Here is a 12,478-nt window from a genome sequence, read left to right as displayed (position 1 = left end):
TGTCGCTTTCGCACGGTCCGTTGACCGGCGTTTACGAAGGAAACTTTATGACCGCGGGAGGTCCAGCCGGTAAACGAACAGCTTTATGTCGGTGCCGGGAACGAACCAGTCGCGGTGCGGGGCCCGCTCAAAACCCGTCCGCGCATAGAGAGCGTTGGCGCTTTCCCATGTGGCGCCTGTAGTAAGGGACACAGCCTTGATGCCATTCATGGCTTTGGCTTGGTCGACGACGGCCTGCACCAACGCGCGGCCCGCACCGGAGCGCTGGACTGCCGGATCCACCACGAGGGTACGCAGTTCAAGTTCGTCTTCCAGGCCGATGTCGGAGAAGCCGCCGCCTGCCGGTGCTGCCGTCACGGAGCCGATGACCTCACCGTTGCGCTCTGCCACCAGGATATCTGCGTGCTCCGCGCGTCCGGCCACGTCCTGGAGCTTCTTCAGGTACGGGTGATCGGCGTCGCCGTAGTACCCCGCGGTGACGTAGGAGTCCTGCGTAATGCGGGCAACGGCGTCGTAGTCTTCGGGCAGGGCGGGACGGACGGTAATCGGCGAAAGCACCTACCAATGGTAGTCGCCCTTCACGCACCAACAACGCTAAATGCGCCTTTCCGTGATGGAACTATCAGTCACGAACAAACGCACGACGCCGGATGGTTGAGGTGCGCTGTTCGCCTGCGGTGCCGTTCGTTTCCATTTTGTGTTGCCTCGCATGGCGTCCAATTGAGCCGCGTTGCGTGCCGTGAACCCCGGTTTCCTGCTGTTGCGGGCAAATGTCGGGCCGCTGGCAAACGTCTTGGGCACCGTGTTTGAGTTGCCACACATCGGCCCCAACGTCCTGACTCCGAGGAGAAACCATGACCCTGCCAGACCGCCAACTGCACCTCAACGCGTTCCTGATGAGCACCGGGCATCACGAAGCATCGTGGCGTCTCCCTGAAAGCGACCCGCTTGCCCCTACCAAAGTGGAGCACTACCAGCATCTGGCGCGCACAGCTGAACGAGGAAAGCTGGACTCCATCTTCTTCGCGGACTCCCCCGTTCTCTTCGGGGAGGTGGGCCGGCGTCCGGCCGGGAAGTTGGAGCCCACAGTGCTGCTGACAGCCCTCGCCGCAGCGACCCAAAAGATTGGCCTGATAGCTACGGCGTCCACCACTTACAACGATCCTTTCAACCTTGCCCGCCGCTTCGCGTCCGTTGATTGGGTCAGCGGAGGCCGCGCCGGCTGGAATGTTGTCACCACGGCTGGGCCCGATGCCGCCCGAAACTTCGGCGTGGACGACCAACCGGCACACGCGGTCCGGTATGAACGGGCCGCCGAGTTCATTGAAGTGGCCCAAAAACTCTGGGACAGCTGGGAAGACGACGCCATCTCGGCAGACAAAGCCGGCGGCGTCTGGGGTGACGACACCAAGATCCGCACCATCGACCACGAAGGGAAACACTTCCGCGTCCGCGGGCCGCTGAACGTCCCCCGTTCCCCGCAAGGCCACCCGTTGATCGTGCAGGCGGGGTCCTCGGAAAACGGCAAAAACCTGGCGGCTAAGTACGCGGAAGCCGTCTTCACAGCGCATCAAACGCTGGCCGACGCCCAAGCCTTCTACACCGACTTGAAAGCACGCACGGCGGCTGCCGGACGCAATCCGGAGGGCATCAAGATCCTGCCGGGAATTGTTCCGGTGATCGGCTCCACCGAAGCTGAAGCCCTCAAACTCGAGCGTGAACTGGACCAACTCATCAAGCCCGAGTATGCACGGGAGCAGCTGGCCAAGACTCTCCGATTGTCTCCCGAGGACCTTCCGTTGGACCGCCAGCTACCTGCTGACCTGCCCTCAGAGGACGAGATCGAGGGAGCCAAGAGCCGCTACACCCTGATTGTGGAGCTGGCCAGGCGCGAACAGCTCACTGTCCGGCAGTTGATTGGGCGCTTGGGCGGCGGACGCGGTCACAGGACCTTCTCCGGCACGCCGGAACAGGTGGCCGATGCTATCCAAGACTGGTTCCACGCCGGCGCAGCTGACGGTTTCAACATCATGCCGCCCGTGCTTCCTTCAGGCCTTGAAGTCTTCGTGGACCACGTGGTGCCCATCCTGCAGGGGCGTGGGCTCTTCCGGACCGAATACACGGAGTCCACTCTCCGGGGACACTACGGGCTCTCACGTCCGGAGAACCGCTACGCCGGGAGCGCCGCGCAGGAGCTCACGTCCATCGGCTCCGCGTTCTGAACCGGACGTAACTTCTCAACGCTTGGGCCAGCTCCACAACGGACCTTTCAGCGGTCCCAAGCCCTTGATCCTGGTCTCGCCCAGATCCTTGTAGAGCTCATGCTCGTGGGCAACTCCGCTTTCGCGAAGTGCCTTGAGCAAGGCCTCGGAGTGGGTTACCACGATCATCTGGCTGTTGGCACTGGCCTGGACAATCAGTCCGGCCAGTGCCGGCATCAGGTCAACGTGAAGGCTTGTCTCGGGTTCGTTGAGGACCATGAGCTCCGGGGGCCGCGGCGTCAGCAATGCTGCTGTGAGCAGGAGGAAGCGCAGCGTTCCGTCCGAAAGTTCAGCGGCTTTCATGGGCCGGAGCATGCCCGGCTGCCGCAACTCCACACTGAACCGGCCGTCGCTGACGGCGATCTCCAGCCGGCTTCCGGGAAAGGCGTGGTCGACGGCGGCATCCAACTGCCGCTCGAAGCCCACCTCGCGCAGCGTTTGGAGTGCGGCGGCGAGATCCTTGCCGCTGTGATGCAGCACAGGGGTGCGTGTCCCGAGCTGCGCCTGACGTGCAGGAGCCTCGGCATCAGTGCGGAAATGATCGTAGAAGCGCCATGAACGAACCGAGTCACGGACCCTCAGGACTTCCGGCGCCCGGTCCTGGTCCGAGACCTCTGTCAGCATGCTCTGGAAGGTGTCCAAGCGCCGGGACAGTTCGGTCCACTCGCCTTCCGGTCCGCGCAGCTTGGCGAGGCTGCCCTTGCGGTCCACCAGCAGCGAACCGGGCCGTGCCACGGGACCGGAAAAGATCTGTTCCCGTTTGATCTCCGGGTCCAGGCTGAAGGCCGAAGGCCGGGAACGGCCAGTTTCCGGGTCAAACCCGGCGCCGCTGGATGCCGGCATGCCTAGGTCCACCAGATAACCGAAGTCGTCACTGGAGTAGCCCAACTTCAGGTTTACCGACTCCCGACGGACCGTCCCTTGGACGGGTACTTCACCACGGCGCATAGCCTCGCTGATGGACTCGGGCCCAGCCCACAGTGTGGAAGCCAACCCGCCGTCCCGGGCCAAGGAGCCCACCACGTTTCCGGAGTCACCGCCGGCGCATTCGGCGAGCAGCCGAAGTGCCCGATAGAGGGAGGACTTCCCACTGCCGTTGGCTCCGGTCACGATGTCCAGGCCATGCAACTCGATGGCGAGATCCCGAATGGAACGGTAGTTGGCGATGGCGAGTGCTTTGATCAATGGTTGATGGTCACTGTCTGACATTCACAACGGGAATTTGCCGGAGAGTTCCAAGGTCCCTGCACACATCCAGGCCGACAACCGGTCTTTTGTGCTCGGTCCGCCATCCAGTGGGCTCTCCAGGCGAGGCCGGCGCACCCAGCAACCGGCTTCTTCCGCAATCAGCGCACCTGCAGCGAAGTCGTGCTCGTTGAGGCCCCGCTCACCGTAGGCATCGAAGGTTCCGTCCGCCACCAAGCAGAGGTCCAGTGCAGCCGATCCCAGGCGTCGGACGTCGGCGAATCCGTCCATGAGCCCGGTGAGGCCTTCAGATTGGCTGGCCCGGGTAGCGGGATCGTAGCTGAAGCCGGTGGCCAGGATGAGGCCGGTGCGCCCGGGAACCGGACCCGCCAGGCGCGTCGCCTCTCCCCCGGCTTCCATCCACGCGCCATGTCCGCGGGCCGCGGAATAGATGCGCGCCAGCGCCGGCGCGTGAACCACGCCGGCCTGCCAGACGCCGTCGGAATCTGCTACGGCAACGGAGGTGGCGTAGTAGACGATGTTGCGGATGAAGTTGGTGGTCCCGTCCAGGGGATCGATGGACCAGCGGTATCCCGAGGGCTGTTCCGGCCGGGTAGTACCGTGTTCCTCCCCCGTGATGGTGTCGTGGGGCCGTTCGGTAATGATCGCTTCACGGACCGCGTTCTCAGCTGCGACGTCAAAAGCGGTGACCCAGTCACCGGCCTCGCCCTTGTTGCTGGTTTCCAGACCGTCGCCGCCCGTGCCGGTGGCGGACCGCTGTGCAAGGACAGCAGCGCCCGCAGCCGCCGCACGTTTTGCTACAGCAAGCAGTTCTCCGGCGTCCGTCATTCGGAGGCCGCTTCCGCTGCTGTTTCATCCACTACGGTTGCTTCATCCGTTGCGGCTTCAGCTTCCGTCCCGTTCTGTGCCGGCCCGTTGGCCAGGAGCTCGCGGAAGCCGTCCTCGTCCAGCACCGGTACGCCGAGTTGCTCGGCCTTGTCCAGCTTGGTGCCGGCACTTTCACCGGCCACCAGGTAACTGGTGTTCTTGGAGACGGAGCCGGAGGCTTTGCCGCCGCGGATGATGATGGCTTCCTTGGCTTCGTCGCGGCTGAAGTTAGGCAGCGTACCGGTAACTACCACCGTGAGCCCCTCAAGGGTCCGGGGCACCGAGGTGTCCCGTTCATCCTCCATGCGCACCCCGGCGGACGCCCAGCTGTCCACGATCTCGTTATGCCAGTCCACGGCGAACCATTCCTTGAGCGCCACGGCAATGGTGGGTCCGACGCCGTCAACGTGAGCCATTTGCTCTTCCGTGGCATTGCGAATGGCATCCATGCTTCCGAATGCGGTGGCAAGAGCACGGGAAGCCGTTGGCCCGACGTGCCGGATGGAGAGCGCTACCAGTACTCGCCACAGCGGCTGCGACTTCGCCTTTTCCAGCTCCACGAACAGTTTTTCCGTCGTTGCAGTGGGCTTGGAGGGAGACTTAGCCGTTCCCTTGGTGTAGAAGTACGGGACGAGCTCGTATTCGCCCGTTCCCACGCCCTTGGACCGCTTTTCCCTGCGGATCTTGACGTCCTCCAGGTCTTCACGCGTCAGGCTGAACAGGCCGGCCTCACTGGTGAGGGGCGGCGTCTCAGGCTCAGTCGGCTGTGTGAGGGCAATAGCTGCCTCCCACCCGAGCGCTTCGATATCGAACGCGCCGCGGCCCGCGAGGTGGAATACGCGCTCCCGCAGCTGCGAGGGGCAGGACTTGGCGTTGGGGCAACGAATGTCCACATCGCCTTCCTTCGACGGCGCCAACGGCGTGCCACATGACGGGCATTCCGTGGGCATCACGAATTCGCGAACCGGCGGATCCTGCTTGTCACGCAGGGCCAGCACCGGGCCGACGATCTCCGGAATGACGTCTCCTGCCTTACGGAGAACGACGATGTCGCCGATCATGACACCCTTGGCCTTGACCACGTCCTGGTTGTGCAGGGTAGCCATTCCCACCGTGGAACCGGCCACCTTCACCGGCTCCATCAGGCCGAAGGGAGTCACACGCCCTGTTCGGCCAACGTTCACGGCGATGTCCAGGAGCTTGGTGTGGACTTCTTCGGGCGGGTACTTGTAGGCAGCAGCCCACCTGGGAACCCGGGAGGTGTAACCAAGTGCACGTTGGGTGGCGAAGTCATCGATCTTGACCACGATGCCGTCGATCTCATGCAGGAGCTTATGCCGGCGCTCACCATAGTCGGCGATGAACTTCAGGACGTCGTCGAACGTGTCCAACACCTTGAGGTATGGGCTGACCGGGAGCCCCCATTCTTCAAGGAGCTTGTACGTTTCTGACTGGCTCTTCGCTTCGAGCCCTTCACGGGCGCCGATGCCGTGGACGAACATGCTGAGCGGACGCTTGGCAGTTTCAGCTGGATCCTTTTGGCGAAGCGATCCAGCGGCGGCGTTGCGGGGGTTGGCAAGCGGTGCTTTGCCGGCGGCGACGAGCGTCTCGTTGAACTCGAGGAAGGCCTTGGAGGGGATGAACACCTCGCCACGGATTTCTACTTCCGACGGATAGCCTGAACCGCTGAGCTGCCGTGGGATCTCTTTGATGGTGAGGACGTTGTGAGTGATGTCCTCACCTGTGGTGCCGTCCCCCCGGGTGGCGGCACGGACCAGTTTCCCGTCCCGGTACAGCAGATTGACGGCAAGGCCATCGATCTTCAGTTCAGTCAGCCAGGCGATGGGCGGGACGGAATCGCCGAGCTTCGCCACCGACGCTGCAGCCTTGCGGACCCAGGCTTCAAGCTCGTCCAAGGAGAAGACGTCGTCAAGGCTGTACATCCTCTGCAGATGCTCCACCGCCGCGAAAGCGGACGAGACCTCGCCACCAACCTCCTGGGTGGGCGAGTCATTGGAGACGAGCTCCGGGTGCAGTGCTTCCAGTTCCTCCAACCGGCGGTAGAGTTCGTCGAACTCCGCATCGGAAACCGTTGGCGCGTCTTCCTGGTAGTAGGCATACCGGTACTTACGGACCAAGTCCGCTAATTGCTCGTACTCATCCCGCAGGGACTCCGACGGCGGAGTCCCTTCCTCCGCGACGATTGCCGCAGCGGCGTCTTGGGTTGTGGTGTCGACCGGATCCGGATTCTCTGGTGTGCTCACAGGTCTATCTTGCCGTAACCCACGGACATTAAAGAGTTGCTAGTGGGACGACAGCCGGTTCTTGCTCCATAACGCGAACGCCAGCCCTCCCAGGCCAACCACCAGGACGGCCCCCAGGAGGCCGAACAGTCCGAGCATGTTGGGCCCTGAAAATGAGCTCGAAGCCACCGTGCCCGCTTCCGTCTCCTTGCCCTTATCCACCGGCGTGTTCCAGTTGGACGACTTGCCCGGGCTTGCGCTTGCGAAGCCCGTGGACGGAGAGGGCGACGGCGTTGCTGACGCCGACGTCGTATCAAGGGTTGCGGTGGGTTCGGACGAGCTCGACGCCCCACCGGTCGCCTGGGGTGCCACAGTGACGAACTGGGTCACCGCCGGTTGTGGCGGAACCTGAACAGGCTGCGGGGCTTGAACCGGCGGTGCTTGAACCGGCGGTACTTGAACCGGCGGGGCAGGCGCAGGAGCAACCTCAGGCTCCCTGACCCGGGTCGGCTCCGGTTTGGATGACGGGATCTTGTCCGTTTCCGGAGCGAGCCCGGGCTGCGTGGGTTCCGGTTCCGTGGGTGCCTCCGAGGGCAGGCAGAGGATCTTCCCATCGCACGGCGCAGCGTGTGCAGGAACAGCGGGCGCAAACAGCATTCCAACAGCCAGCACGACGGCTGGAATTACGGGGCGTCGCATGTAGGCAGCCTCCTAGCTACGGTTTTCAGGCGGCATGGCGATTTGCAGCTTGCGTACCTTTCCACGGCCCACGATGTACCCGCGGCCCGGGATGAAGTCCTTGCTGATGCGGCCCAAGGAGGTGTTGAGGAGGCTGTCGCCTTCCACATCTCCGGGGTTGAGCAGAAGCCCGCGGCGTCCGGATTTGAACGGCTGGGCAAGGGACCATGCCTGGGACCATGTGGAGGTCTCAGACTCGCCCACCACCCACTGATCAGCCTTGATTGCGGCCGTGACCAAACGTCCCACGCCGGATTCGGCCAGGGTGTCCGTGAACTCGGTGAGGCCCTCGATGAAGATGGCCATGGTGCCAGGGTTGTCCGAGGCTTTGTCGATCAGGTCATCCACTACGTCCGAGACCTCGTCCGGCCCCACCAATGACCTGCTCCAGATGTTCAGTGATGCCACGGCGGAACGCCGGGAACCGATGTAGATCAAATCAGTGCGCGGGTTGGAACGCCGCAAGGCGTAGGCCAAGGTGACCAGGGCGACTGTGCGTCCGGCGCCTGGGGGGCCAGCCAGCAGAAGTGATCCCTTGGCGGCGATGGCCGCCGAACCCAGCGTTTCGTCGTCGACACCAATCACTGGGTTGTCCGGGGCGCCCGTGGGCAGGATGTCCAGGTCCACCAGTTCCGGAAGCCGCTGGATCTGCGGTGCTTGCTCGAGTCCCTGGCGGAGCATCGCCTGGCTGAGCTTGGCCACTTCCCGGGCCTGGAGCGCGAGGTTCGAGTTCCCTCCCAACACGGCGAGCTGAACTTCCAGCCCGTCCAGCAGGCCACGCCCCGGAGGCGATGCAGCGTTGAGGACATCCTTGGGGACGTCCAGGGTCATGTAGTCGTCTTCGGAGCTGAGGCGCAGGACCAGCCGCTTCTGGATGGAGGCAAGGAGCGACGCCGGAACAGAGTTGGTGCGGTCACCGCTGACTACCAGGTGGATGCCCAAGGGACGTCCGTCGGTGGCCAGAGTAAGGAAGATGTCCCACAGCGCAGACAAGTTGCTGTACTCGTAGGATTCACGGAAGGAAGACATACCGTCCACCAGGATGAAGATGCGCTTCTCCTCCGGGCGGTTGGCCAGCTGCCGGTATTCGACGATGGTGGAGGCCCGGACCTCAGCGAACCGTGCTGCCCGGTCGTCCGCCACTTCCTTGAGCCAGCGCAGCAGGCGCCCAACGCGCTCCACGTCGTCGCCGTTAATGATTTCGCCAACGTGCGGAAGACCGTCAAGCATCTTGAGTCCCGAGGAACCACAGTCGATGCCATAGACGTGCACCGGCCCACCACGCGGTGTGACAGCCGCGGCGATGGCGATCCCGCGCAGTGCCGCCGACTTACCGGATCCGCCCGTGCCGTAGACGGCCATGTTGCCGTCTTTGTCCGGCTCGTAGAACACTGTGGGCTGGTCCTGGTGGGCGGGGTCATCCGCCACGCCGAGCAGGAGCCGCTCATCGGTCCGCGGGTTGGGAAGCTTGGAGAAATCGTAAGTTGTAGCGAGTTCGTTGAGCCATGGCTTCCGGGGAGGTTCGATGGACAGGACGTCAGCTGCCCGGATGATGTTTCCGGTCATCCTGGCAATGTCGTTGGGTCCGGCGGGTTCTTCTTCAACCTGCGACACCAAGGGCGGTTCCCATGTGGGGCCGGACCCGAACGCCATCTCTACAATGTCGATGCGGGGCCGCTGCGGCTTTTCAGTGGTCCAGCCGCCGGCGTAGCCGGTCTGGAAACCCTGGATGCGGCCGGGACCTGTCTTCGCGGCACCACGGCCGGGAATGGACGGATCAAAGTAAGCGGCCGTCGGGACGCCAAGGATGTCCGTTGCGTCCACTTCATCGGCCATGCGCAAGGCAACGCGGAGGTTGGTGTTGGCACGCAGGTTGTCTTTGATGACACCGGCGGGCCGCTGCGTGGCCAGGATCAGGTGCAGGCCCAAGGACCGGCCACGGGCGGCGACGTCCACCACACCGTCAACGAACTCGGGAACTTCGGTAGCCAGCGCCGCGAATTCGTCCACGATGATGATGAGGTACGGGGGTGCCTCGGGATCGGCTTCGCGTTGCAGCGCCAAGAGGTCCTTGGCTTTCTTACGGTTCAGGAGCCGTTCACGGTAGTGGAGTTCTGCCCGCAGGGATGTCAGCGCACGACGAACCAGGTGCGGGGACAAGTCGGTCACCAGGCCAACGGTGTGCGGCAAGTGCAGGCAGTCGGCGAATGCGGCGCCGCCCTTGTAGTCCACAAACAGGAAGCTGACACGGTCCGGGCTGTAGGCGGCCGCCATGCCCATCACCCAGGACTGGAGGAACTCGGATTTACCGGCACCCGTGGTTCCGCCGACCAGTGCGTGCGGACCTTCGTTCTTGAGGTCGAGGTAGAACGGCTCCACACCTTTGGAACCAACCAGCGCGCGGAGGCTGCCGTTGTCCTTCCGGTTGGGCACGGCCGTGGCATGGACAGAGTTGTTCTCCTGCCAGCGCTCGGCCACGGCCTGTGGATTGTCCATCAGATCCTTGCCGATCAGCGTGGCGTAGGAGACAGCGCGCGGGAGGTCGGAGTCGTCGTCGAGCGGGTTTCCCACATCCACCAGCGGCGACATCATGCGTGCCAGCTGCGTGGCGAGGTCCGCATCGAGGCTTTCACAGCTCACCGGGTACGTGTGGCGGCCCAACCGGACCTGGCCGGTGGTGGTGCCGTGATCGCCGTCCACCGAGAGGAAGTCACGGCATGCCGCGGGAAGGGACTGTACGTTGGCCGCCACCCACATGACGTGCACGCCGTAGTCGGGGCCGCGTTCCACCAACCGCGTGAGACGGCCGCGGTCCACGGGGGCGTCGTCTTCAACGATCACCAGGACGGCCGGAACCACGGGACCGGGAACTTCTTCATGCTCGTTCTTCAGTCCAGGCCGCGGATGCGGGCCCGGCTCCTTGGCCATGGATTCGCGTTCTTCCACGAGGTTTTCGAGCCGCGACAACAGGGCAGCACCGGCACCGGGGCCGGCAGCGAGATGATCGCCGGATATGGGGCTGTGGCCTGAACCGACATGCGGGAGCCACTGCAGCCAGTCCCAGCGCTCACGGGAACGGGCCGAGGTCAGTGCCGTGAGGACAACTTCGGCCGGTGAATGGAGTCCCACCAACTGGAGGACCATGCCGCGGGCCACGTCGTCCACCACGCTGCGGTCCCCCGCCACGCCAAAGGATCCCGAGGTGCGCAGCTGCGACACGATCGGAACGCCTTCAATGACCCGGACCTGCTGCAGGCATTCCTGGATTTCCCGCATGTACTGCGGTTCAGTTTCATTGGCGCCCGGTTCGTCGAACTGGATGCGCGATGGTGCGGAGCCCAATCCGAAGCGCACCCCCAGGAAGTGCTGATGCTCCGGGCGGTGCGTCCAGAGAAGGGGCCCGAGTTTGTAGATCGCGTCCACGGTGTCGCTCACGGACGGCGCTTCCTGGAGCCTGACAGCGCGCTCAATGTTCTGCTGCTTGTCGATGTCCTCACGGAACGCCAGCATGGCGGCTTTGAACTGTTTGTGGCCTTCCTTGGCCTGCCGCTTGCTCTGCATTTTGTGGTCCACATAGTGCCCCACAATGAACAGCGGCATCATCGCCATGAAAATCACGGAGAGCAGGTTCTGCGTGAAAGCGAAGAGCACGCCGCCCATCAGGAGCGGCGCGATCAGCATGATGTACGGGAAGGGCTGGTGTTCCGGGCGCTTCGGCCCCGCAGGCGGCACGCGCTTGGGCGACTCGAACCTGGGCAACACGCGCGGCGAGCGATTGAAATCCACCAGCGGCGACGACGGAGCCCCGCCGTGGTTCCGGGAAAGGGCAACGACGCCCACGGAAGTATCACCCAAAGTGACGGTGTCGGAGGATTCGAGTGTTGCCCGGGTTACCGGCAGCCCATCCATGAGGAGGCCGTTGGCGGAGTTCGTGTCCACGATTTCCACGGTTTCGCCCACCGTGATCCGCGCATGGCGCTTGGACGTCAGCGGGTCCGACAAACGAATGTCGGCGTCACGGTCCCGGCCGATGTAGCTGGTGCCGAAAGGCAGTGAAAATTCGCGTCCGACGTCGGGCCCTGACATGACGCGCAACGTCGCCGCTGCCGGTCCCCTGCCATTGCCGTTGGCGTGCCCGTTGGATGCGAACTGCTCGCTGACCTGCGCGAGTGAGACCTTGGACCCCGGCCGCAGCCCCGACTCCAACAGGTTGTCCGTCGGCCGCAGGACGTGCCCGGAGAGCCCGCCGCCAACGAAAGCCTCGTCCACGCTGATGGACAGGTTCGACGGCGGTTCGGTCCCCTTTCGTGCGGGGTCGGCAGCCCAAAGTTCGGTGGCAATATCAGCCACGGTGGCACGACCATCCACCGTTACGGCGAGGTCCTTTGCTTCCGCAGGGTCACGCCGCAAGGTCAGGCGGAACTTCATCCTTCGTCGACTCCACTCATTTTTTCAAGGAGATGCAGGTCAGCCGGAGTCACAAGATGTGATGTCACGGCGTGTTCCACCAGGCGCGCCCGGCGGTTGGTGGCAAGTTTTCCAACCCCGCCGCGCAGGCCCACGACGCCTACGCGGTCAAGTTTGTCGCAGACGTTGTCCAACTTGCGGTTGAAACGGGTCAGGGCCCAGCCCAGTCGCTTCGCGGCCTCGGCAGATGACGGAATGGCGCTAAAGCCGGTGCCATCGCGCCGCAACATGGGTTCGGCCAAGGCAACGATGAGCGCCTTTTGCGAATCGGTGAAGACCACGGGTCCGATCGTGGTGTCCCCCGCTTGGTCGTCATCGCGTGCTTCGTGCCGGAAGGACGGTGTCTTCAAGTGAACAGCGAACTCGTAGGTGGTAGGTCCGGCCGTGAAAATCACGTTGGTGTGGCTGAAGACCAGCGGGATCCTCGCCCCGGGCGCAAGCCAGGCCTGCATGCCGCCGGAGCCGTCAGCAATGGTGGCGGACAGCATGCTGCCGACGTTGCTGAGCCACCACATGCCGTCGTAGCGCGCGATCTGCAGGAAGCGTCGGTGCAGATAAGGGTTGTCGTCCACTTCCAAGTCACCTTCGCGTCCAATATCGAAGATGTCCTCGTCGGATGGTTCGTACCATTCCCCACAGAAATCTATTGCTAGATCCCCCATGATCTGTGCCTCCTCAGTCGGCGGTAAGTAAGTC

At 63.7% G+C, this 12,478-nt stretch carries 8 protein-coding genes; 1 reads left to right on the top strand and 7 read right to left on the bottom strand.

The window, feature by feature from the left end:
* Positions 1 to 45: 45 nt before the first annotated feature.
* Positions 46 to 558 carry a GNAT family N-acetyltransferase gene (locus AC6CH8_RS02570; RefSeq protein ID WP_498188541.1) on the bottom strand — a complete coding sequence of 171 codons (513 nt, stop codon included), beginning with the start codon at positions 556 to 558 and terminating at the stop codon, positions 46 to 48.
* A gap of 296 nt (positions 559 to 854) precedes the next feature.
* Here AC6CH8_RS02570 and AC6CH8_RS02565 point away from each other — a divergent pair, with 296 nt between their 5' ends.
* Positions 855 to 2,222, top strand: a complete 1,368-nt coding sequence (locus AC6CH8_RS02565; protein ID WP_498188540.1) for an LLM class flavin-dependent oxidoreductase — start codon at positions 855 to 857, stop codon at positions 2,220 to 2,222.
* 15 nt (positions 2,223 to 2,237) lie between these two features.
* On the opposite strand, the gene AC6CH8_RS02560 is transcribed toward AC6CH8_RS02565, so the two are convergent.
* The 6 genes from AC6CH8_RS02560 to AC6CH8_RS02535 are packed head-to-tail and all read right to left on the bottom strand — an operon-like array spanning position 2,238 to position 12,444.
* The gene (locus AC6CH8_RS02560) at positions 2,238 to 3,446 is read right to left on the bottom strand and encodes an AAA family ATPase (RefSeq protein ID WP_498188663.1); all 1,209 of its coding nucleotides are present in this window, start codon (positions 3,444 to 3,446) and stop codon (positions 2,238 to 2,240) included.
* Between the two features lie 24 nt (positions 3,447 to 3,470).
* The gene (locus tag AC6CH8_RS02555; protein ID WP_498188539.1) at positions 3,471 to 4,295 is read right to left on the bottom strand and encodes an inositol monophosphatase family protein; all 825 of its coding nucleotides are present in this window, start codon (positions 4,293 to 4,295) and stop codon (positions 3,471 to 3,473) included.
* Positions 4,292 to 6,598 (bottom strand): NAD-dependent DNA ligase LigA, encoded by a 2,307-nt coding sequence (gene ligA, locus AC6CH8_RS02550; protein ID WP_498188538.1) that lies wholly within the window; start codon positions 6,596 to 6,598, stop codon positions 4,292 to 4,294. Before ligA ends, AC6CH8_RS02555 begins: the two co-directional genes overlap by 4 nt.
* 39 nt (positions 6,599 to 6,637) lie before the next feature.
* Complete coding sequence (locus tag AC6CH8_RS02545; protein WP_498188537.1) at positions 6,638 to 7,276, bottom strand: hypothetical protein; 639 nt, start codon at positions 7,274 to 7,276, stop codon at positions 6,638 to 6,640.
* A 12-nt stretch (positions 7,277 to 7,288) separates the two neighbouring features.
* Positions 7,289 to 11,743 (bottom strand): type VII secretion EssC family protein, encoded by a 4,455-nt coding sequence (locus tag AC6CH8_RS02540; RefSeq protein WP_420180590.1) that lies wholly within the window; start codon positions 11,741 to 11,743, stop codon positions 7,289 to 7,291.
* Positions 11,740 to 12,444 (bottom strand): hypothetical protein, encoded by a 705-nt coding sequence (locus AC6CH8_RS02535; RefSeq protein WP_017199350.1) that lies wholly within the window; start codon positions 12,442 to 12,444, stop codon positions 11,740 to 11,742. Before AC6CH8_RS02535 ends, AC6CH8_RS02540 begins: the two co-directional genes overlap by 4 nt.
* Positions 12,445 to 12,478: the final 34 nt, after the last annotated feature.

Source organism: Paenarthrobacter sp. GQ52, from assembly GCF_059759005.1.
The sequence above is the reverse complement of the archived record's forward strand: the minus strand, read 5'-3'. Positions and strand labels throughout refer to the sequence as shown.

Bases quoted from the DNA above. Each gene is read 5' to 3' on its own strand.
- AC6CH8_RS02535 (WP_017199350.1), bottom strand. From the start codon at position 12,444: ATGGGGGATCTAGCAATAGATTTCTGTGGGGAATGGTACGAACCATCC.
- AC6CH8_RS02545 (WP_498188537.1), bottom strand. From the start codon at position 7,276: ATGCGACGCCCCGTAATTCCAGCCGTCGTGCTGGCTGTTGGAATGCTG.
- AC6CH8_RS02555 (WP_498188539.1), bottom strand. From the start codon at position 4,295: ATGACGGACGCCGGAGAACTGCTTGCTGTAGCAAAACGTGCGGCGGCT.
- AC6CH8_RS02565 (WP_498188540.1), top strand. From the start codon at position 855: ATGACCCTGCCAGACCGCCAACTGCACCTCAACGCGTTCCTGATGAGC.
- AC6CH8_RS02540 (WP_420180590.1), bottom strand. From the start codon at position 11,743: ATGAAGTTCCGCCTGACCTTGCGGCGTGACCCTGCGGAAGCAAAGGAC.